At 55.0% G+C, this 22,920-nt stretch carries 17 protein-coding genes; 4 read left to right on the top strand and 13 right to left on the bottom strand.

Annotation, left to right across the window (positions count from 1 at the left end; genetic code table 11):
• Nucleotides 1-66: 66 nt before the first annotated feature.
• Both ACR0BU_RS15575 and ACR0BU_RS15570 read right to left on the bottom strand, forming a co-directional pair.
• Nucleotides 67-993, bottom strand: a complete 927-nt coding sequence (locus ACR0BU_RS15575; protein WP_298936224.1) for a hypothetical protein — start codon at nucleotides 991-993, stop codon at nucleotides 67-69.
• A 104-nt stretch (nucleotides 994-1,097) separates the two neighbouring features.
• Nucleotides 1,098-1,604, bottom strand: coding sequence for a hypothetical protein (locus tag ACR0BU_RS15570; protein ID WP_298936223.1), 507 nt, complete (start codon nucleotides 1,602-1,604; stop codon nucleotides 1,098-1,100).
• Nucleotides 1,605-1,939: 335 nt separating this feature from the next.
• Here ACR0BU_RS15570 and ACR0BU_RS15565 point away from each other — a divergent pair, with 335 nt between their 5' ends.
• The gene (locus tag ACR0BU_RS15565; RefSeq protein WP_480737993.1) at nucleotides 1,940-2,629 is read left to right on the top strand and encodes a GntR family transcriptional regulator; all 690 of its coding nucleotides are present in this window, start codon (nucleotides 1,940-1,942) and stop codon (nucleotides 2,627-2,629) included.
• On the opposite strand, the gene ACR0BU_RS15560 is transcribed toward ACR0BU_RS15565, so the two are convergent.
• The 8 genes from ACR0BU_RS15560 to ACR0BU_RS15525 form a co-directional block, all read right to left on the bottom strand.
• Complete coding sequence (locus ACR0BU_RS15560; protein ID WP_480737992.1) at nucleotides 2,624-3,580, bottom strand: ABC transporter ATP-binding protein; 957 nt, start codon at nucleotides 3,578-3,580, stop codon at nucleotides 2,624-2,626. The genes ACR0BU_RS15565 and ACR0BU_RS15560 overlap by 6 nt on opposite strands.
• Nucleotides 3,577-4,554 carry an ABC transporter ATP-binding protein gene (locus ACR0BU_RS15555; protein WP_299081681.1) on the bottom strand — a complete coding sequence of 326 codons (978 nt, stop codon included), beginning with the start codon at nucleotides 4,552-4,554 and terminating at the stop codon, nucleotides 3,577-3,579. Before ACR0BU_RS15555 ends, ACR0BU_RS15560 begins: the two co-directional genes overlap by 4 nt.
• A 4-nt stretch (nucleotides 4,555-4,558) precedes the next feature.
• A complete protein-coding gene (locus ACR0BU_RS15550) occupies nucleotides 4,559-5,461 on the bottom strand; it encodes an ABC transporter permease subunit (protein ID WP_298936220.1) in 903 nt (300 codons plus the stop codon).
• Nucleotides 5,461-6,468 carry an ABC transporter permease subunit gene (locus tag ACR0BU_RS15545; RefSeq protein ID WP_298936219.1) on the bottom strand — a complete coding sequence of 336 codons (1,008 nt, stop codon included), beginning with the start codon at nucleotides 6,466-6,468 and terminating at the stop codon, nucleotides 5,461-5,463. Before ACR0BU_RS15545 ends, ACR0BU_RS15550 begins: the two co-directional genes overlap by 1 nt.
• A complete protein-coding gene (locus ACR0BU_RS15540; RefSeq protein WP_480737991.1) occupies nucleotides 6,468-7,562 on the bottom strand; it encodes a M24 family metallopeptidase in 1,095 nt (364 codons plus the stop codon). The genes ACR0BU_RS15545 and ACR0BU_RS15540 overlap by 1 nt, the downstream gene beginning before the upstream one ends.
• A 65-nt stretch (nucleotides 7,563-7,627) precedes the next feature.
• A complete protein-coding gene (locus ACR0BU_RS15535) occupies nucleotides 7,628-9,211 on the bottom strand; it encodes an ABC transporter substrate-binding protein (protein WP_300069609.1) in 1,584 nt (527 codons plus the stop codon).
• A 662-nt stretch (nucleotides 9,212-9,873) separates the two neighbouring features.
• On the bottom strand, nucleotides 9,874-13,002 hold the full coding sequence (locus tag ACR0BU_RS15530; RefSeq protein WP_480737990.1) for an efflux RND transporter permease subunit: 3,129 nt from the start codon (nucleotides 13,000-13,002) through the stop codon (nucleotides 9,874-9,876).
• 3 nt (nucleotides 13,003-13,005) lie between these two features.
• Entirely contained in the window at nucleotides 13,006-14,154 is a 1,149-nt protein-coding gene (locus ACR0BU_RS15525; RefSeq protein WP_480737989.1) for an efflux RND transporter periplasmic adaptor subunit, read from the bottom strand.
• 104 nt (nucleotides 14,155-14,258) lie between these two features.
• Here ACR0BU_RS15525 and ACR0BU_RS15520 point away from each other — a divergent pair, with 104 nt between their 5' ends.
• On the top strand, nucleotides 14,259-14,867 hold the full coding sequence (locus ACR0BU_RS15520) for a TetR/AcrR family transcriptional regulator (RefSeq protein ID WP_300069600.1): 609 nt from the start codon (nucleotides 14,259-14,261) through the stop codon (nucleotides 14,865-14,867).
• Between the two features lie 214 nt (nucleotides 14,868-15,081).
• Complete coding sequence (locus ACR0BU_RS15515; protein ID WP_298936212.1) at nucleotides 15,082-15,594, top strand: cold-shock protein; 513 nt, start codon at nucleotides 15,082-15,084, stop codon at nucleotides 15,592-15,594.
• 230 nt (nucleotides 15,595-15,824) lie between these two features.
• Here the strand turns inward: ACR0BU_RS15515 and ACR0BU_RS15510 are convergent, their stop codons facing one another.
• From ACR0BU_RS15510 to ACR0BU_RS15500, 3 genes are all read right to left on the bottom strand, one after another.
• Entirely contained in the window at nucleotides 15,825-17,315 is a 1,491-nt protein-coding gene (locus tag ACR0BU_RS15510; RefSeq protein ID WP_480737988.1) for an inorganic phosphate transporter, read from the bottom strand.
• A 260-nt stretch (nucleotides 17,316-17,575) separates the two neighbouring features.
• Nucleotides 17,576-18,547, bottom strand: a complete 972-nt coding sequence (locus ACR0BU_RS15505; RefSeq protein ID WP_298936210.1) for a LysR family transcriptional regulator — start codon at nucleotides 18,545-18,547, stop codon at nucleotides 17,576-17,578.
• A gap of 156 nt (nucleotides 18,548-18,703) precedes the next feature.
• Entirely contained in the window at nucleotides 18,704-21,139 is a 2,436-nt protein-coding gene (locus ACR0BU_RS15500; RefSeq protein WP_480737987.1) for a GcvT family protein, read from the bottom strand.
• 186 nt (nucleotides 21,140-21,325) lie between these two features.
• Between ACR0BU_RS15500 and ACR0BU_RS15495 the strand changes: the two genes are divergently transcribed.
• On the top strand, nucleotides 21,326-22,846 hold the full coding sequence (locus ACR0BU_RS15495; protein ID WP_480737986.1) for a trimethylamine methyltransferase family protein: 1,521 nt from the start codon (nucleotides 21,326-21,328) through the stop codon (nucleotides 22,844-22,846).
• The last annotated feature ends 74 nt before the right edge of the window (nucleotides 22,847-22,920 follow it).

Below are 22,920 nucleotides of genomic sequence, written 5' to 3'. Positions count from 1 at the left end.
AAATGGGTCGCGTTCCCATGATCAGGCTAACCGGAGCGTCCATCCAGCAAAATATACCCGATGGTATTATCTTTGAACCTGAATGGACTTTGTGCAGCCCTCGTCGAGAAGAACAGAAAACTGAGGATCCGCCAGCGTTGCATCGGTCTGGGCCCACAAATGATCGTACTGGCGGTCGATGTACTCTATGAAGCCCGGTTCAATGGTCTGGTCTACGGGCGCCTGCGCGACAGCGTGCAACATGAACACGTCAAAGGCGCACAGACCTTCTGGGTTTGAATTCAACAAGGCCCGCATGAAATCATGCGAACTCCATGCAAATCTTTGCAGGTTCACCGGTGTTTCCTGCAATTTTGACAGATACACGGCGGCCTTGTCGTAAAGGAGTATGTCCATCCCAAACGTGTAGGACTGGAATAATTCTTCGATAAGGATCGACTTGTGAAACGCGGTCTCCAACAGGTTGGGACGACCTTGAGCAGGTTGTTTGACCACAATATGCGTTCCCTGCCCCCGGCGACCGAAAAAGGTCTGTGCCATGGCGGGTGACGTCACCACATAGCTGCGTCCGCTGGGCAGGCCGAGCTGATGAATTTCGCTGAGCCAGTCCAGATCCAACGACAACTCTCGGTTCGGTGGATATCCGGAATACAGACGCAGAACCACAGTTCTACCTGTTCCACAGTTTCGTGCTGTCTGACCCGCATATCGCATAGGCGCGGGGTATCCAAAGCTGTGTTTCAGCAACGCGCGAAATGCGTTCAGAATAGCCAATGTCTGCGGATGCGGCGGTTCACCCACTAGGCACAATGAGGCACCAGCAAGATCCCGGCCATTGATATGAACCGGAATTGCCATATCGCGACCCACCATGGTGGACCGAAGCTCGTACCCCCATCCGCGCTGCGCAAGCTCAATATAGTCGCGCTTTTCCGCGTGACCTGCCCCGGCCAGAGCGAGTGTGACGAACAACAAGACAATAATACGCCGCATGCAAATCCTCTTGGAGAGGCAAGCTAGCGCGCATGCTCGAGGACGTCCATTCACAAAGGCTGTACGGTTGATTTCGGCGCTGGCCCGAACAGGCATCCAATCCGCTACGGTCCGACCCGTTGATGCGTGATGTCGGCATCAATAACACAGGGCGTTGAGGTGCCCAACTGCTTGGCCAGTGCGCTTGAAAAAGACACTGTTACGATGGCTTTCTGCAGGATTTTCACTTCATTCAATACGAATGTTTCAACTTCCGTCGTGCTGGTCACGCTTCCGAACGGAGAGCGTTCTGTTTCGACCAAGGTTCCGGTCCAAAAGTTCAACCCCCGCCTGGCCCAGTTTACATCGGTTTCCCAGACGGTGTTGAATTGTCGAAGGTCGAACGGTGCCGTCAGCGCAACAGGCTGGGAATATAGGACTTCCTCCTGTGGCTCTGCTTCTATTTCAGCGCGAATTTCAGCGGTACAGCCGGAAACCCCGCGGACCTGAGAATGCCCTTGCCACGTGCCGGTCTGCGGTACGATGTCGGCAGCGGAAGCGCTTTGCGCCGACGCAATACCAAACGCCAGAAGCATCGCCAGAAACAACAACAACGCCTTTCTTGAAGTCATATCAAAGCTGGTGCGCAGCTTTCTGCGCCTAAAAATCAATTGTCTGTTGTTTTGACTCTGTAGCATTTGTTCAAAACCTTTTTGCTCAATTCAGTCTTTATGTCGTCACCTGCATGACCACTTCAGCACTACGCGTATTTCTGGAATTGACTGTCTCTTCCGGCCGGCAAGAACAAAAAAGTCATGTCCGCGACGGCCAGACGGGACACTGCCGCCGTAGACCGGAACGGAACCTACCCTGCAAACCGCCGGTCGACGTGTTGGCAAATGTCTTGGAAAACGAAGCTAAAATTTGTATTCTGGATATAAATTAAAGCAGGTCCCTGAACGTCAAAATGTTAAGTAAACGCGCAATTCCCAGACAAAGCCTGCCCGATGTCATTGCCAACGATCTTCGCGAACGGATTCTGGCCGGTGAATTGATCGAAGGCGAAACAATCAGGCAAGAAGCGCTGGCCGTTGACTACGATGTATCCCGCATGCCCATTCGCGAAGCGTTGAAACGGCTGGATGCGGAGGGTCTGGTACAACTGACCAACAATCGCGGCGCATCGGTGAGCAAAAGATCTTTGTCCGAGATCGGGGAGATTTTTGACCTGCGCGTTTTGTTGGAAGTGGATTTGTTCAAATACGCAATCCCAAACATGAGCACGCACGATTTCGACAGATGCGCGCATCTTTTGGACGAAATGGAACGCTCCTATGACGCTGACGATGTCGGGCGCTGGGGCGCTTTGAACTATGAATACCACTCGGCGCTTTATGCTGCCGCTGACCGAAGTTTGACCAACGAAATTCTGCAGCGGATCAACCTTCAATCCGACCGCTATGTCCGGATGCACCTCAGTGTGATGGAGCAACGAGAGCCCGCCAAAGCGGATCATCGTCAGCTTTTGTCACTGGCACAAGCCGGACGCGTCGAAGAAGCATGTGATCTGCTGACCCGGCACATCCAACGCACCAAAGATCAACTGCTGGAAATGGTTGTCGCAAAACGTGGCGTCCGGGAACCTGTTTCCCTATGACAAGGGATACAGGCAGGCAACCTGATGCGCCGTGCCACTTAGCTCGGGCGGTGCCGATCGGCACTCATCCGTGGCCAGCCAGCACCTTTGGGCAAAGGCACAGCCTTTTGGAACGTTCATCGGCGACGGCAATTCACCCTCCAGCTTGATCCGGTCTTTCTTAGCTTCGGGGTCAGCCCGTGGAGTGGTGGACAAAAGCGCCTTGGAATACGGATGTCGAGGGGTCGTAAACAGATCTTCTTTTGCGGCCTTTTCTACTGCGCGGCCCAGATACATGACGATCACATCGTCGGCGAAATGCTTTACCACAGACAGGTCGTGAGAAATGAACAGGTAGGCCAGGTTCAGCCGTTCCTGCAATTCCACCAACAAGTTCAGAATCTGAGACTGGATCGACACATCCAATGCCGAGACAGGTTCGTCCAGAACCAAAACTTTTGGATTCAGCATCAACGCGCGCGCGATGGCGATCCGCTGGCGCTGACCACCCGAGAACATATGTGGATAGCGGTCATAGTGTTCTGGGCGCAGGCCAACCAAATCCAACATCTCACGCGCGCGCGCCTCACGATCATCTGCTGTCATCTCTGGGCGGTTGATGATCAACGGTTCTTGCAGAATCTGCCCGATCCGTTGGCGCGGGTTCAGTGAACCATAAGGGTCCTGAAACACGATCTGCACGGTTTCGCGCATATCGCGCCACTTTGATGGCGTGATGTCGACGCCATCTATCGTCAGACTGCCCGAAGTCGGCTCTTCGATCATTGTCACCAACCGCGCAAGCGTGGATTTACCACAGCCGGATTCTCCAACGATCGCCAGTGTTTTGCCTGGCTGCAGATCGAAATCGACGCCTGACAACGCCTTTACGGTGGCCGGTTTCGACAACAACCCACCTTTGACCGTATAGAACCGCGCAAGGGCGGTCGCCTGTACGATGGGTGCAGTCATGCCAATTCTCCGGCTGCTATCTTTTCGACATGGTGGCAGCGCGCCTTGCCAAAGTCTTCGCCATGCGGAACAGGCGGCGTTTCTACACAGGTTTCGTCGGCGAACCTGCATCGTGGTCCGAACAGGCAGCCTTTGGGCCGGTCAAACTGACCCGGTACAACGCCCGGAATGGTCGGCAACAGCTTTGACGTGGCCCGTTCCGGCAATGCGCTGAGCAACGCGGATGTATAGGGATGGCGTGGCGTGCGGAACAAGTCGCTGACTGTCTGTTCCTCGACCTTTTGACCTGCATATTGGACCTGTACCCGTTCGGCCGTTTCAGCAACCACGCCCATGTCGTGGGTGATCAGAACCAACCCCATACCCTGTTCATCGCGCAGCCGAACCAGCAGGTCCAGAATCTGCGCCTGAATAGTCACATCCAGCGCTGTTGTCGGTTCATCCGCGATCAGCAACTTGGGCTTGCAGGCAATTGCCATGGCAATCATCACACGCTGGTTCATGCCGCCCGACATCTGATGCGGAAACGTGTTCAGGCGACTTTCCGGCGCCGGAATTCCCACCTGATCGAACAACTCAATGGCACGTTGATGCCGATCTTTTCGGTTCAGACCCAAATGAATGCGCAGAGCTTCCTTGATTTGGAACCCAACCGTGAAACAGGGATTGAGCGAGGACATCGGTTCCTGAAAGATCATCGCCATATCCTTGCCGATAATCTTGCGTCGTTCCTTCGCTGAGATTTGCGACAGGTCGCGCCCTTCAAAACTCATCTCATCTGCGGTGATGGTGGCGGTCCAGGGCAATAGACCCATCATAGCCAACATCGAAACGGATTTACCCGAGCCGCTTTCACCCACGATGGCCAGTAACTCGCCTTTGTTAACGGACAGGTCGACCCCATCCACTGCACGGAATTCCCCGGATGCGGTAGCAAACTCCACCGAAAGGTTTCGGATCTCCAAAAGGCTCATGCAATCAGCTCCGCTTCAGTTTCGGGTCCAGCGCATCGCGCAGCCCGTCGCCCATCAGATTGATGGCAAGCACCGTGACTAGAATGGCCAGACCGGGGAACGTTACCACCCACCAGGCGCGCAGAATAAACTCGCGTGCTTCGGCCAACATGGTGCCCCATTCAGGTGTGGGCGGTTGCGCGCCCATACCTAGAAAGCCAAGTGCGGCCGCATCCAGAATAGCCGTCGAAAAGGACAAAGCCGCCTGCACGATGATCGGCGCCAGACAATTCGGCAGAACCGTGATGAACATCAACCGCGATCTTCCGGCACCTGCAACCCGCGCAGAGGTGACATAGTCCTTCTGCCGTTCCGCCAAAACCGACGCGCGGGTCAGACGCACGTAATGCGGCTGAAACACGATCGCGATGGCGATCATCGCATTGGTCAGCGACGGGCCAAGAATGGCGACCAACACCAGCGCCAAAAGCAGCGATGGAAAGGCCAGAATGATGTCCATGACACGCATGATCAGTGTATCGACCCATTTGGGAGCAAAGCCGGACAGCAAGCCGATGATCACACCACCCGACACGGCCACAACCACCACGACGATCCCGACAAAGAAGGAATAGCGCGAGCCCATGATCAGACGAGACAGCATGTCCCGACCCAACGGATCGGTGCCCAACGGGAACGCCCAGCTGCCGCCTTCTTGCCACGCCGGGGGTTGCAGGATGTGGTTCCGGAATTGCTCGGTTGGGTCATATGGGGCCAGCAAAGGGGCAAAGGCAGCACAGAAAACAAAGGCCGCAAAGACCCACAGGCCAATCACGGCGCCACGGTTTTCGCTGAAGTAATACCAAAACTCGCGCAGCGCGCTGGGGCGGTTTTCGGTCTTGGTCGGGGTTGCGGAAAGCTCTGCCATCACCGCCTCCGGATTTTCGGGTTGATGATGCCGTAAAGAACATCGACCAGCAGGTTCACCAGCATGACGATCACCGCAATCATCAGCAGACCGCCCTGCACCACCGGATAGTCCCGGCGGAAAATACTGTCGACCATCCACTTGCCGATCCCCGGCCAGCTAAAGATGGTCTCGGTCAGGATTGCCCCGGCCAACAAAGTGCCGACCGAAAGGCCTATGACCGTAATCACAGGGATCAGGGCATTGCGAAGCGCGTGTAGCCCATTGATCCGCGTTGGCGACAGGCCCTTGGCACGGGCTGTTCGGATGTAATCCTCGCCCAAAACTTCAAGCATGGCGGATCGGGTCTGACGCGCAATGACGGCCAGAGGAATGGTGCCAAGAACAATCGTGGGCAAGATCAGGTGCCGAACGGCAGATTGAAATGCACCAGCCTGACCTGACAACAAACTGTCGATCAGCATAAAGCCGGTGACACTTGGAAAATAGTAAAGCAGATCAATGCGACCTGAGACCGGTGTCCAGCCCAGATTGCCGGAAAACACGATGATCAGCAGCAGCGCCCACCAGAAGATCGGCATAGAATATCCAACCAGCGCCGACGACATCAGCGCGCGGTCAAAAAACTTGCCGCGATTCACCGCCGCGATCACCCCGGCGGGCAACCCCAAAACCACCGCGAAAATCATCGCACAAATAGACAGTTCCAGTGTTGCCGGGAACAAAGCGAAGAATTCGTCCCAAACCGGTTTCTTGGTGACAAAGCTTTCGCCCAGATCACCCTGCATGATGCCGGTCAGATAGTCCCAGTATTGTTGCAAAACGGGTTTGTCGAAGCCCAGTTTCTCTACCATTTCCTGATAGCGTTCTTCGGTCATGCCACGTTCACCGGCCATCACGATGATCGGGTCACCGGGCAGCACACGGATGAACATGAAGGAAATCAAAGTCACCCCAAGGAAGGTTGGAATGAACATGCCCAATCGGGATATGAAATAGCCAAACATCAGCGACCTATGATTCTGAGGTCTTTGGGAAAGCTGGTCAGAGACCGGCAACCATCCTCAGTCACCAATACATCATCTTCGATGCGAACGCCGAAGTTTCCAAGATCATAAAGACCCGGTTCGTTCGTCCAGACCATGCCAGCGCGGATCACCTGGTCGTTCCCGCGCATGATATAGGGGGCCTCGTGTACATCGCGGCCCAGCCCGTGGCCTGTTTTGGTTCGAATGCGATCGGAGTAAGGCGATGCTTCAAGGACATTGATCACAGCGTCATCAATGTCATGAGCGGTCGCGCCGGGTTGGCAAGCCTCGAACCCAGCCTGATTGGCCCTCAATACAGTATCATAGACCGCCCTGCCCTCATCCGAGACTTCGCCTACAAAAAATGTTCGGGTGATATCCGCTGCAAACCCATGCTTGCGCGCGCCAAAGTCAAAAAGCAGCGCATCTCCGGACTGTATCTTGTAGTCAGCCCTTGCTTTGCCATGCGGTTGGGCTGAGTTATCGCCAGCCGCGACAATCGGCGAAAAGGCCAGTGAGGAAGCCCCTCCTGCGAACAGAGCCTGTATCAGCGCCTGCTCAATCTGTTTTTCCGTTTGGCCGATACGCACATCAGCAATGACCCGCTCCAACGCGCGTTCTGAGATATCGATGGCCGCTTGCAAAGACGCGATATCGTCTTCAGTTTTGATGATCCTAAGACCGGAAATCTCGCGTTCGGCATCGACGATCTGCAAGTTCGGAAGTGCCTTTGTCAGCGCCTTGGATACGAACACGCGCATGACTTGCCCTTCGACGGCCAGTGTTGCCATCGGCAGGTGCGCCGCAAGCTCTGCAAACGCCCTATCATACCCCGTTTGGTCACGCCAATCGAAGACCGCGCCGTCAAAGCCGACCAGATCCCAGGACCCCAGTTCAAGATTGGGAACAATTGCGGCTGGTTTGCCCGAAGCGGGGACGACGACCACAAAGGGTCGCTCGTGACTCATGAAAGCGTGGCCGATAGCGCGGGTGAAATTCGGGCCGGGCACAAGGGCCACAGCATCGACTGACATGTCCTTTGCCAGTTGGCGGTACTCGGACAAATCTGGCATTCAGACTGTTCTCCAAAAGAAACCGGAGCCGCCAGTTGGGGCGGCTCCGGTCAGTGAGTGGTGGGTTATTCGACGCTTACACCGTAGAAGATGTGACCACCCAAGGGATGAACTTTGTAGCCCTGGACCTTGTTGCTCATCGGCATATAGACGACCGAGTGGGCGATTGTTGCCCAAGGCGCCTGATCCTTAAAGACAACCTGAGCGTCTTCATACAGCTTGGTGCGTTCGGCCTGATCAGTAGACTGCTTGGCCTCGAGGATCAGGTCCTCGAACGGCTGATGGCACCATTGTGCGCGGTTCGATGCTTCGCGACCGTCACAGCCCAGCAAAACCGCCAGGAAGTTGTCCGGATCGCCGTTGTCACCGGTCCAGCCCAGTAGTACCGCACCATCCCGGTCCAGGTCTTTCGAACGTGACAGGTATTCGCCCCATTCGTACGACACGATTTCAACATCGACGCCAACCTTTGCATAGTCAGCCTGGATCAGTTCCGCCATACGGCGCGCGTTGGGGTTATACGGACGCTGCACAGGCATTGCCCAGACCTTCATCTTCAGGTCTTTGACACCTTCGGCTTCCAACATCGCTTTGGCTGCTTCGGGATCATAGGCGTCATCAACGATTGCGTCGTTATAGCCCCACATAGTTGGCGGGATGGGGTTCTTGGCGACTTGGCCCGAACCCTGGAAAACCACATCGATGATCGCGTTTTTGTCGATCGCCATGTTCAGCGCTTTACGCACTTTCGGATTGTCGAACGGCGCGATGGTGGTGTTATACGCAAGGTAGCCAACATTCAGGCCTTCCTGCTCCATCATGTTGATGTCTGCGTCATCCTTCATCGCCTGAATATCGGCGGGGTTCGGATACGGCATGATGTGGCACTCGCCCGCTTTCAGCTTTTGATAACGAACAGACGCGTCTGGCGTGATCGCGAAGATCAGATTGTCCACATCGGCAGGCGCTTTCCAGTAGTCACCATTGTTGGCATACCGGATCACGGCGTCCTTCTGATAGGCCAGGAATGAGAACGGGCCCGTCCCGATCGGTGCAGTGTTCAACTTTTCAGGCGTACCCGCTGTCATCATCGCATCGGCGTATTCCGCCGACAGGATCGAGGCAAAATCCATCGCCATATTGGCCACGAAAGGGGCTTCGGGCTTGGACAGGGTGAACTTCACCGTGTAGTCGTCGACTTTCTCGATGGACTCGACCAGATCAGGCATGCCCATGCTCTGGAAGTATTCCCAGGTTCCACCCGACACCTGATTATAGGGATGGGTTTCGTCTTTCTGACGCATGAACGAGAAAATCACGTCATCCGCGTTGAAATCACGGGTTGGGGTGAACTCGTCGTTGGAATGGAATTTGACACCCTGACGCAGCTTGAACGTGTATTCCAGACCATCATCGCTGGCTTCTACACTTTCCGCCAGTCCGGGGACCACGTTGGTGGTTCCGGTCTCAAACTCCAGCAGACGATTGTAGATCGGATGCGAAGACGCATCGAAGGTCGTACCTGCGGTGAACAGCGCGGGGTCAAAGCCTTCCGGCGACCCTTCTGAACAATACACCAGCGTATTTGCCTGTGCGGCAAAACCGGTGAGTGCTGCAACTGCCGTGGCAGCCAACATTGTAAACTTCATTGCTTCCTCCCGTTTCAATGGTCCAAGCCCTGACCCATGACCGTTTCATACGGTCCTTGCGGTGTATGCGGGCGATGATTCAGTTCGGACTCTGCGTTTTGTATCCAAAATACGTTATCCATTGTCAACTCGTTTACTACACGCCTTAGGTGTTTACCAATGCCCGTCGCCTGCACGAGGTACCCCTCACAGTTCGGAGCTTGCTGTCCCGCTGCTGTCAGTTCAGCCACGTAGTCTGTGGCCGATTGCAGCGCACGAAGACCTCACCAAACCCGCCGCCAAAGGCTGTAGGGCACATAAAATTTCGCCAAGTGTTGCGGCGCCAATCCGCAGGCATTCATGCGTTGTTTAGATGCGCTTTCGGCGTACGCACTGCGCCCTGATTTACCAATCTGGATCGCCGCACAATCATGTACCCAAAACTGATGCTTTTGAATTCCCGTATTTCAAAGCTTGCAGGATCAGAAAAGGTAAGTCTTTCCGCACACTGAAGATAGTTGGCGCATGGTTGTTAATGACACCTATCAGATTGAATCGCAAGCTGCAGGGATCCGACACGGCGTAGTTCACCAACAGAACTCAGGGCATCGGATTATTTAGGATGAAGACCGCGCGACAAAGACGCGTTCTCAGACTTTGAATAGTGCAGGCGGGTTTGAGGATCATGTCGAAGCCTTGCGAAGTTGGCTCTGGCGTGATCCCGGACGCAGCAAGGAAATGACATCTTCCGCGATTGCGATCAGTACGGGCACAAGAACCAGCATCAGGGCCGTTCCGAACAATTCACCGAAGGCCAAAGAAACCGCGGCTGGGATCAGATACTGCGCTTGTTCCGAAGTTTCTGTCATCAGGGGCAGCAATCCGATGACTGTCGTCGCTGTGGTCAGGAAAATCGGACGAAAGCGACCGACGCCTGCACTGTGCAATGAGCGATCTACGCTCTCGCCCTCCTCGCGCGCTTGATTATAGCGTGTGATCATCACCAAACTGTCGTTTACCACGACCCCGGTCAGCGCCAGCATTCCGAAGAAGGAAAAGATCGACAGCGTCACACCCATAATCAGGTGCCCGACCGCTGCGGCAACAAAACCGAATGGCACGATGGCGAGGATGACAAAGGGCTGCCAGTAGCTTTTTAGCGGCACGGCCATCAAGACATAGATCAACACGGCTGCCAGCAGCAACGCGCGCTTTAACCCACCACTAATTTCCGCTATTTCCTCCAGCTCACCCGCGGCCAGAACTTTCACACTTGGATAACTCGCGTGCAACTCTGGAACCAATTGCTGGAATACGGCCTGCCCTACCTCTTCTGGTGCAACAGTTGACCGGTCGACCGATGCGGAAACAAGGTTCATGCGCCGACCATCCCGACGATTGATCGCCCCTGACACATAACTGCCCTCGATGTCCGCCACCGTTTCCAAAGGCACCCACGCGCCGGTTTTACTGCGCAACCGCGTCTGCATCAGATCCGCCAGCGTGTCCCGGCTTTCACGGGCATTCTGGACAACAACACGCACTTCGGACCCCTCGCGCCGAACCTTGGAGACCTCAGACCCGCCAAATCCATAACCGATCTGACTGGCCAGAGTTTCGGCATTGAAACCCAAGTTGCGCGCGTCTGGACGCAGGCGCAGTTTTAGCTCGGGCTGTCCGCCCACAAGCCCGTCCCTTAGATTCGTCACTCCGTCGATCTCGGACAAAAACGTCTTCATGTCCGCACTGGCCCTTCGCAGCAGGTCATCATCCTTCGATACCAGCCTGATCTGGAACCCTCCGGCCAGGGATTCTGAACCAGTGAACTCTAGTTCTGTTGCGCCTTCAACGTCTCCGACGCGTTTCTGCCATTCACGCACGACATCAAGAATTTGCACGTTGGGACGCTCGGCCACCGGCAGCATTTCCGCAATTATCTGGGCGCTACCGGCGCTGCTGATGATCGTGAAAATAGTTTGAATGGGAGGTTCTCGCATGCCAGCGCGGTCCGCCAGCTCGATGTTCAACTGCTCGATCGTCGCTTCGATCCGGTTAATATTAGATCGGGTCAGCGCAAAAGGCGCACGTGCATCCATTTCTAGGTTCACGGTAATCACCTGTCCGGGCACATCGGGGAAGAAAACTGTTTTGACTTTACCTTTGCCCATCAGCCCGATGCCAAGCAGCGCAGCCGCGACAAACAGGATCAATACCGCATAACGTTGGCGAACCGACGCCACGAGGACCGGGTAGTAAATGCGATCCCTAAACCAGATCAAACCGCCTTGCGCCCCGTCCTGAACGCGGCCCCAGATCCGCGTCACCAGATACCGCCTCTCCTGATCCAACGGGATATGCGCCAGATGGGCCGGCAAGATGAATTTGCTTTCAATCAGGGAAAAGATCAGCGTCAGAATGACGATACCTGAAAACCCTGCCAGCACTTTTCCCAGCGGATTGTCGATCAGCAGCATCGGGAAGAAGGCAGCAATTGTGGTCAGAATACCAAACACTGTGGCGACGGCCACGCGATGTACGCCACGCTCAGTGCCTTTGATCGGGTCTTTTTCCTTGCGTCTCTCTTCAAAAACGCTTTCGCCAACGACAACGGCATCATCCACCAAAATCCCCAAGGCAATGATAAGGCCAAAGGTCGTGACATCGTTGAGCGAATAGTCCAGCCATTTCGAACCCGAGACAGCGATTGCCCCCATGACAGAAATCGGAATACCCATCGCCACCCAGAAGGCCAGCCGGACATTCAGGAACACTGACAGCATCAAGATGACCAGTATCAAACCCTGCACGCCATTTGACCGCAAAAGCGCCAACCGGTCCGCAATGTAACCAGCGCTGTCGCCCCAGATTTCAGCCTCAATTTGCGGAGGTAACTGACGGCTGAAATCTTCAACTGTACTGCGCACAACGCGGCTTATGTCCAGCAGGTTTTCCTTTTGACCGATCAGCACTTCCATGCCGACTGTTGGATTGCCGTCCAATCGAAACAGAAAATCATCATCCAGAAAGCCGTCTTCGATCATGGCCAAGTCACCAAGCGGCACGTTCGATCCGTCATCTCGCTCTATCACCGGCAAAGCGGCATATTCCGGGGCGTATTTGGCGCGGCTGTCCGCCCGCAAAAAGATTGTGCCACCCTCGGTACGCAAACGACCGGCCTGAAACGGCAACGAGTTTTCGCGAATAGCACGGGTAACGTCCGCGACTGTCAAACCATAGTGCCGCAATTGCTCTGGATCGATTTCGATCCGCAATTCACGCGGGATCAGCCCCCAGATATTCAAGCGTGATAACTCGGGTTGCGCCAGCAAGTCTTCCTTGAGCCGTTGCGCCAAGGTCTGCAACGTAGCCGGGTCGGCATCGCCGTGCAGGTTCACGTAGAGGGCCGGGAAATCAAAGCCTGATGCCTCGATCACAGGACGCCGCGCCTTTTCCGGCAGATCAGTCAGCCCATCAATTCGAATACGAACCCGATCCAAAACCGCCTGAAGTTTTGCCCCGCCAGCGCGGCGCACCGAAATCGTGCTCAGGCCATTTTCAGACCGCGATGTAATGCTGCGGACACCTTCCAGCCCCTCCAGCGCTTGCTCGACCTTCTGCGTCACCAACTCATCTACTTGTTGGGCGGTAGAATCTGGATATCCGATCGATATCGTAACGCTTTCAGGCGGAATCCGTGGAAACCCTTCGATGCGGATGTTCATCAGAGTCTGAACACCAAGGAACAAAATCAACGCCATCATAAGGTTGGCGGCGACGGGGTTGCGAATGAACCAGGAGACAAGGGCGTGCATTGATTAACCCTCGACGTCCAACGGCGTCACATGCTGACCCGGCAAAAACGAGGCCAAAGGCGTCCGTGCAACACGCCACGGCCCTCCCGCATCCGGGGCTGGAATTGTCACAGTACCGTCTGAACGAAAAAGAATACTGGGCGTGATCCGGCGCAGCAAATCATCGGTATCGACCAACCACACATAACCTGCGCGAGTCATTGCACTGTCGGGAATGGTCAACGTCTCGTCGATCAGACGGCCGGGAATAGACACACGCAGATAGTCCCCAGCCAGGATTTGATCGTTTGGTTCCGTGACTTCCAGAAAGACCCGCATCTGACGCGTGTTCTGGTCCAGGAAGCCACCCCCGCGTCGAATATGCGCCTGCCCCAAAGCCGCGCCATCGCGATCATAAAGCGCGGCCAGCTTGCCCGAAATTGGGTGTTCCAATAGCTTCCAGTCCGCCTGGCTGAACTCTGCGACAAGCTCAAACTGACGATCATCTGAAAGGTGGAGCAGCGCCTCGCCCGGCGCGACGGTTTGACCGAGGCTAGCAGCCCGACGTGTCACAAAACCCGAAAACGGAGCCGTGACTTCTGTGTCCAACAATTCCTTTCGGGCCGCCTCTAGTTTTGATTGTGCCGAAGCAACCGTCTTTTCCTGGATACGCAACTGAGGAAGCCGCAGGGAAAGCTCGGTCGGCGGGTCTATTCCATCCCTTTGGAACTGTCGGCGCGCAACAGTTACATCGTTTTGCGCACGCAATAATGCAAGCTGCGCCTCTTCAACTTCCGTTTCTGCCGATGCAACCGCGCTTTCGTATTGAGCTTTTTCGATCGTGAACAAAGGATCACCCTTGGCAACCTTTGATCCCGCTAACGCGCTTTCATGAACCGCAACTATTCGACCTGTCACAGCAGATCGCAGCTCAGCATCCCACCTGGGCCGCACTTCGGCAAATGCTGTGATCTCGGCACGTACTGTTGCCTGATCAACCATGAGAACGGAAACTGCCGGAGGTCGCGGCGGCAAATTGGATTTCTCGACATCGACTGTGTCTTCGACTTCCAGAAGCACCAAAATGACGCCAATCAAAATCATGGCCGCGCCCGCTATCCAAAGCCATCGCACAACCGGTTTTGCTTTCGGTTCAACTGAATCTGCGGACATTGAGTGGCCTTTCTATTCCAGACGAAATTGCCCACCGCCTTGCAGATAATGGGTTTCCGCTATATAGTATGAACGATCGTTCGTTCAATAATGCTGGTAAAATAATGCCCGACTCCAAGGCCGCAACAAATCGAGACAAAGCGACAGCCAAGCGCCGAAATCAGATTCTGGAAGCCGCGGTCATGTGCTTCTTGGAAAAGGGCTATCACCAGACTGGTGTGCGCGACATCGCGGCCCGCGCAGGTGTTAGCCTGGGAAACCTCTATAACCACTTCCCCGGCAAACACGATGTATTGGTCGAAATCGCACAGCTGGAACGGAAAGAAGTGGGCCCATTCCTTGAAATGCTGATGAAGCCTTCACCGGCACCCAAGGTTCTAGACGGGTTCATAGGTGCCTACGCGAAATACCTGTCTGCACCTGAGAACGTGATCTTAAGCCTGGAAATCACCAGCGAAGCCATTCGCCAACCGGATATCGCAAGGCTGTTTCTGGATACCCGCGAAAACCTGATCGCAACATTAGTTACCCTGGTCGAACGCGGCATCGCAGAAGGTGACTTCAGATCTGTCCCGAACGCCAACCAAGTCTCGCATTTGATCATCGAGATACTGGAAAGCAGTGCAGAACGCAGCGTGTTCTCAAATACTCCGATGCGAAAAATCGTTGGAAGCGTGCGGGATTTCGTATCAGCGGCGCTACAACCGCAATGACACATTCACACAGCACGACGCGTTCTGGTCCAGTATGTCCTTCGACGCCTTTGAGGTTTGCATATCGGGACCTTACGCCGGGAACTAAGACCAGGGCACTTATGGTCTTCCAAAAGTCCTGCTCATATATTTGCCAAAACTCGAGCCAAAAAATAACACATTCTAGATGTCAGTTTTAGGATTAGTGCTTTTGTAGTAGTAGGTAAGCTGGGTAATGGACGGTTCAACAATCAACGGTGATGTTCAGGGTTACATTTCCGGAACACTCAAATGGTTCTCACCTGAGCGCGGATATGGCTTTGTTGTTTGCAACACCACAGGCAAAGAAGCGTTGCTGCATCAAAACGCAGTATATGACTTTGGACAAAACTCGATTGCTGCTGGATGCTCTGTTGACGCAACCACATGCATAACGCCCAAAGGACTGCAGGTCGTCGAGGTTTTGAGCTTGAACGCAAAGCCCCCTGCGAAATGCGAAACAAGTATCGTCATTGATCGGAAACCCGATATCTCAAAAACCTTTGAACCCGCACGGGTCAAATGGTTCTCGTTGGAAAAACGATACGGCTTTGTAAATGTATTTGACGATAAACGAGATTGCTTCCTGCATGCCAACATCCTGGAAGATGCCGGGCTCGGATCTGTGAACGTCGGTGAAGCACTGGGTGTAGAGCTTAGCGAAAGATCAAACGGTCGTGTTGTTGTGGCCGTGAAGTCTTGGATCTGACTAGGGCCGAGCTTGCACCGAGCGCGCATTTTACGGCCAGCAAGATATCACAGCCTATCTAGCGACCAAAACCAAACCGGATCTTCGCCGTTTACCCTGCATGCGCCAGAGAAAGAGACGTCTGCAGATCACCCGATTTGTGCACAAAACACTTCGACAAAATGCTGGCAGCTTTTGGTAACCAAGGCATCGTGACGAATTTCCTCGGCATCATCAAAGCGCGTACCCGTCTAAACGGATCCCATCGCCAGTGTGATCAGGAAAAACACCGTCGCGGACAGAATGGCAGCTGCCGGCACCGTAATCACCCAAGCTGCGATGATGGTCATAAAGTGAGAGCGACGTACGAGCTTGCGACGTCTACGTTCTTCCGGAGCATAATTGGGCCTTTCCGGCATCGTAAGACGCGCATTTCGAATGCGGCGTTCAGCATCCCATTCACGGAAGAACCCGACTCCGAACACACCTCCGACCGCGATATGAGTTGAACTGACGGGCAGCCCCAGCCAACTTGCTACAATCACCGTGATCGCAGCGGACAGAGCCACGCAATAGGCACGCATCGGGTTCAGTTTGGTAATCTGACTCCCGACCATGCGGATCAGTTTGGGTCCAAACAGGAACAAACCAAATGATATCCCGAAGGCCCCGATCACCATGACCCAGAACGGAATGCTGACAGCCTCGGTAAAGTTGCCAGACTGCGACGCTTGCACGATCGCAGCAAGCGGGCCGACAGCATTGGCGACATCGTTGGCACCATGGGCAAAACTGAGCAGTGCAGCAGAGACAACCAGCGGGATGCCAAACAGAACCTTCAATGATTTGTTGCGGTTTTCCAGCCCTTCGGATTGCTTGCGAATGACCGGGATCATCGTCACCCACACCAAGGCCCCAATAGCCGCACCGATCAAAAGCGCTGTTGGCAGGTCAATCTTGATGATCTTCTTCAGCCCCTTCAGCGCCAGATAAGAGGCAAAAGCCCCGGCCATGATCCCGACCAGCACCGGCACCCAGGTGCGCGCGGCCGCGATCTTGTCTTCGCGATAGATGATCCGGGATTTGATCAGCCATAGAAACAGAGCGGCAACCGCGCCACCCAATACAGGCGAAATCACCCAGCTGGCTGCGATTTTGCCCATGGTTGGCCAGTTCACTGCGGCAAAGCCAGCCGCTGCAATCCCAGCCCCCATCACGCCGCCAACGACGGAATGCGTGGTCGAAACCGGTGCCCCGACCCAAGTTGCAAGATTGACCCAAAGGGCAGCCGACAAAAGGGCGGCCATCATGGCCCATATGAAAATCTCGGCGGTGCCCATACTTTCTGGTGCGATGATGCCCTTGGCGATGGTAGAAACCACATCTCCGCCAGCAATCAGCGCCCCGGCGCTTTCAAAGACGATGGCAATGGCAATGGCGCCACCCATGCTCAGCGCATTTGCTCCAACAGCCGGACCCATGTTGTTGGCAACATCATTCGCGCCAATGTTCAGTGCCATGTAGGCACCAAAACAAGCGGCGACGATGACGATCACGGCGTTGTTGGTTTGCCCAAAGAACAAAGCGGCGGCGAGACCGGCTAGAACCACAAAGACCAGCGAAATTCCTGGGCCGACCATTGGCCTGCCAACGTAACTTGTTGCCGTCTCGAGATTGGAAAAGCGGGCGAGATCGCGATCCAGCGTTTCAAGGTGACGTGGATCGCCTTGTTGTTCAGTCATCTGCTTCCCCAAAAAGATTTGCGCGTGTTTAACCGTCGCGGGGAAAGAAAATCAATCACTAGCTCTGATGTTTTTGATCAAAAGCCCCGACTGCGGAGAATTTGTCGGTGCTTTGGTTCCTCAGTCACAAAAGCCTCGGCCCGCACTATCATTGATCATCGAATTTATTCGGCCTTTTACTGGCCTCCTCATGCGCGTCAGAAAGGGGCTTCACTGGTCGGTCACACAGAAGGCCAGCGAACCCGATTGACTGACCAAAATCACGTCAGCCCACTTTCCAATGTACGGAAGTCGTTTTCCAGCCAAGGGAGCTTTGCGTTCATTGGATCGCAAAAGTTCTGCTTTATCAAACGGCTCAGTACCTTGTGAATCAATAGAGAAGTGGAAGCCGGGTAAACATCCGTTGTGAACAGCGACACTGTGCGTACAAAGTTTCGTCCCGGAAACGGCAGGGCCTTTACGTTGCGATGGAACCGCTCAGCGCGCCTATAGCTGGCGGCCGTGGTTATGGCCCAACCGCTGCCCTCGGCGACAAGTCCAACAATCGAATGATTGCATTCCAGTTCGAACCGGTTTGGCAGGCTGAACTTGCTGCGTGTCAGCTGTATCTCAATCTGCTTGCCGATTGTGTAATCGCGCGAGTAGCGCAGGAACGGCAGGTCCGACTCAGGCGCCAACACATCCTCGGCACCACCTTGGAAGCTTTCGGGCAGGATGACGATAAACGGATCGCGCAACAACGGATATTCGACCAACCCATCCGTTTTCCCAGCGGGTCGTGAGGCCACTCCGGCATCTAGTTTGTGTTCTTGTAGTTTGGCCGTAATTTCATGGCTTGGGCGGGTAAAGTGACGGAAATTGCAGCGCGGCAAAGCATGCGCCAGAAATCGAAACAGCTCGGGGGCGACCTGATTGTCGAACTCATCGATCAATGCCAACCTGAGGGCAGTCGCATGTTGCCAGTTCCCAGATCGAATCTCCGCTTCGCCGCGTTTCAGCGCTGTCAGCCCCTCTCTCACGTACCGCGAAAACACTTCACCCGCCGGGGTCAACCCCATGGGACGGCGACTATGATCCACCAATTCAACACCCAGGGCGGTTTCCAGACTGCGCATGTGATTCGATACGGTGCTGATCGACAAGCCCGTCTCGGAGGCGACCTTTTGGATGGATCCGGACTTGGCAATCAATTGGAACACTTCCAGCCAACGGAGGCTCAGGGATTTTGGCACTTTCTTGGTTCCTGATGTTTCGACTTATTCGAAAAAATCGAAACAGATTATCTTCGGTGCGGCAATGATAAATCTACAGAACCACTCGCCACGCCCCAAATTTAGACCTCGATCTAGCTGTATTTGCCATAGAGGAGCGGGCACCTTCTGCAAGTACTAGCTTTGTGCATTGGCCATCTTCGGATCATACGGCGACGGCTCGATAACCTCAGCACGCTTAAGCCGCCCGCACATGTCTATCTCTAACGCATTTCCTATGGCCGCGAAGGGCGTATCGACAAAAGCATAGGCTAGGTTCAATCCGGTTCGGTGACCCCAATCACCCGACGTCACTGTGCCAACGACATCAGACCCATTCATCAGTGACGCCCCAGGATGGGCAGGCGCGTGTGCGGCGTCAATTTGCAACGTCACCAAACGCTTTTGCGGCCCGCTTTCCTGCCTTTCGAGCAGAGCCTGTCGACCAACAAATTCACCCTTGTCCAGTTTTACAAACCTATCCAAACCCGTTTCAGACGGATCAAACTCGGTGATCAGATCCGCTTTCCAATGCAGAAACCCTTTCTCAATCCGCATGGATTCGACCGCGCGAGCGCCAAATATGCCCATTTCAAACACCTCACCAGCCTTTTCCAACGCAAGGTAAGCCGCGTAAAGTGACGCATTTGGAACATGGATTTCATAAGCCAGCTCACCAGAAAAGCTGACATTCATCACTGTGGCTGGGGCGATACCCACGAAACACTCTCGAACGCTAAGCCAAGGGAACGCTTCGCGCGACCAGTCACCGCGCGCGCACGCGGACAACACTTTTCGGGCGCGGGGACCTGCCAGAACAAGGATCGTCTGATCATTTGTCAGGCTTTGGATTTGTACGTCTTCGTCAGGGTTCAGGTGGTATGACAGCCAATCCATATCATGGGCTTCACTTGCCGCTGCCGAGCCGTACCAGACCCGCGCTTGACCCCGATCGCTGGCCGGTATGTTGGCAACTGTCGCCTCGGATTTGACCATGCCATGGTGGTTCAGCAGATATCCCAGCCCCATCCGCCCATCGCGTTTGGCAACGGGTCCGCACATCAACCGATCCAAAAAACTGTGACGGTCTGAACCGGTGATTTCGATCCGGTTGAATCCATTGACCTCAGCAAGCGCAACATTTGTCTGCACGTTCTTCACTTCGGCGGCCACAAGATCGAAAGCTTCGTCAAAATCGAAACTCAGAGAGGTTGTGAAATCCGGATAGGGTTTGATGTATTCGACCCGCTCCCAACCGTTGACGACAGTGAATTCTCCGCCTTTTGCAGCCAGAACCGGTGTCAAAGGTGTCGTCTTTGCTGGCCGACCAGCGGGCCGATGCTCATGCGGGAAGTGGAACCGAAACTCGCTTTGGTAGTCTTCGATAGCTTTCAGCGCCGTCAGCTCAACATTGCAATGCCCGGCGAACCGACGGGGATCGAGGCACCAGGTGTCATAGCAGGCTTCACCGTGTACGATCTGCTGCGCCAACAACCATCCATGCCCACCGCCTTCACCAAGCCCCGCGCGCAATCCAATGATGCAAAACGCGTTGCGCTTGCCTGGGATCGGACCAACCAGGGGCGCCCCGTCGATTGTGTAGGTAATGGGTCCGTTGACCACCGTGTGTATGCCAACCTCCATCAACGCGGGCATCCGGGCAAATGCCCCTTCCAAAACATCTGTCACCCGATCCAGATCATCTGGGCACAAAGCGTTGACGAAGTTCGGATCGATCCCGTCCATACCCCAGGTTTTGCAATCCTGCTCATAGAACCCCAGCAGCAACCCGTTCTTTTCCTGACGGCAATAATAGTCGCTGATGGGGCATCTCAGCAGCGGCATCCGGTGGCCCGCATCACGAATGGCGGGGATGTCTTCGGTCAGGAAATACTGGTGTTCCATTGATGCGACCGGATGATGCACACCCATCATCGCGCCCACTTCATTCACTCGGTATCCGCCCGCATTGACGACAATGTCACAATCGATGTCACCATGCTCGGTCCGCACCGTCCACGTGTCGTCGTTGTGCTGCGTCAGCCCAGTGACCGGGGTGTTGCGATATACCTCCGCCCCGGCCTTTCGCGCGCGCCGCGCCAGCGCCTGACACAGCTGCGCCGGATCAATGTCACCGTCCAACGGGTCCCATAGTCCGCCAATCAGGTTCTCACTAGAAATCAGCGGATGACGGCGGGCGCATTCCTCGGCGTCGATCACTTCGAAATGCACATCCATTCCACGCGCCATGGACGCGAAATGATGGTAGCCTTGCATCTGCGCCTCGGTATTGGCCAAACGAATTCCGCCATCGCCATGATGGTAGTTGATCGGATAGTCCGGGTCGTCGGCCAGTTCTTTGTACAGTTGGATCGAGTGTGTTTTTAGGCCGACCATCGTTTGGTTCATGCCGAAATTGGTGACCTGCGCAGCAGAATGCCAAGTGGTACCCGATGTCAGTTCGTTGCGTTCAACCAAAACCACATCTGTCCATCCTTCTTGTGTCAGGTGGTACAAAGTAGAACACCCGGCGATGCCGCCACCGATGACAACAACTTTAGTGCGCGTTTTCATCTAAACCGTCCCCGTTCGTTTTGCTTAGTCTTGGGAACAAACCTTACCCTTCGGCAACGCGGCAATTGCCGGTTTCGGAAAATCGAAACTGCGATTTTAGATTTCGAAATTTTCACAGCTGCTTTTGCCGGTCGGGCAACGTCGTGCCTATCGTACTGGCAGAAACGAGGCAGGAGAGGCCACAGAATGCCGTCGGACAACAACCGAAGAAGCGGGCGGAAAGCCCGATTGGTGCAGCGCGCGGCAAAACCGGAAGTTGACCCATGCTCGCCCGGCCAGATCGGTGGAGCCTTCAAGCCTTTGACCGAGGCCGAGATTGGTCTGATCTACGACACAGCGTTGAGACTACTTGAAACTCTGGGGATGGGCGAAGTACCCGAGAGGCTGCGCAAAGACCTGCTGGCGGCAGGCGCGCTTGGTGGCAAACAGGACCGAGTCATTTTTCCGCGGGCCATGGTCGAAGATACCGTTCGCATGGCAGCGAAGACCTTTGTGCTGCATGGCCGGGACGAAAGTCGTTCGATTGAGGTTGGGGGTGATCGTGTGTTTTTTGGAACAGGCGGGGCTGCCGTGCAAACGCTGGATCTTGATACCGGCCTTTATCGACCTTCTACGCTGGCGGATCTGCACGGTTTCACGCGCCTGCAAGACACGCTTAGCAACGTAAGTTGGTTCACCAGATGCTGCGTGGCCACTGATGTGCCCGACGTTTTCGATCTTGATGTGAATACTGTATACGCGTTGGTCAGAAACACCACCAAGCCTATCGCAACATCCTTCACGCTGGCGGAACACGTCGCCCCCATCGTGGACATGCTGGACATCGTCGCCGGAGGTCCGGGCAAGTTCTCGGAACGCCCCTTTCTGAAAGCCCACATCAGCCCGGTCATCTCACCCTTGCGGTATGGGGAAGATGCGGTGGACGTTGTCTATGAATGTGTCAGGCACAACATCCCGATGTCCTGTATCACCGCGGCTCAGGCCGGCGCGACCGCGCCAGCAACGCTGGCCGGATTCCTGGCGCAATCCCTGGCCGAGACGCTGGCCAGCCTAGTAATGGTCAACGCCATCAAACCGGGCTTTCCGATGGTTTTCTCAAACTGGCCGTTCATCGTGGACCTGCGCACCGGTTCTTTTGCAGGGGGCAGTGGTGAAACCGCTATTCTGAACGCGGCTTCGGCACAGATCATCAATTGGCTAGGTCTGCCATCTGGCGTCGCCTCATCGATGACCGACGCCAAGGCGATCGACGCGCAATACGGCGTGGAAAAAGCCATGACCTCGCTGACGGCGGCACTGGCCGGTGGTAATCTGATCTATGAAAGCTCGGGTATGACCGCATCGCTTTTGGGGGCAAGTTTCGAAGCCTTTGTTCTGGATGATGAGATGCATTCCCACACTTATCGCGCGTTGCGCGGGATCGAAGTAAACGCCGAAAACCTGGGGTTTGAAGCTATCTGCCAATCAGTTTTGGGAGACGGGCATTTTCTGGGCAGCACGCATACATACACTGCGATGGAGCGGGACTATTTCTATCCGTCTCTAGCGGACCGCCGCGAACCCAGGACATGGGAAATGGACGGCGCCAAGGATGCCTGGACCACTGCACGCGACCGGGCGCGCGAAATTTTGGATACCCATCGCCCAGAATATCTGACCCCCTCGCAAGATGCAGAAATCCGCAGCAAGTATCGCATTCTGATCTGACGTCCGCAAAATCATTCCCTTTGCGGAATTCACCCGATAGGGTCTGCCGAAGCAAAAAGGGGCACGAGGTACGC

Source organism: Ruegeria sp. CK2, from assembly GCF_056536585.1.
Note: the sequence above shows the minus strand (reverse complement) of the source record. Positions and strands in the feature narration are given on the sequence as shown.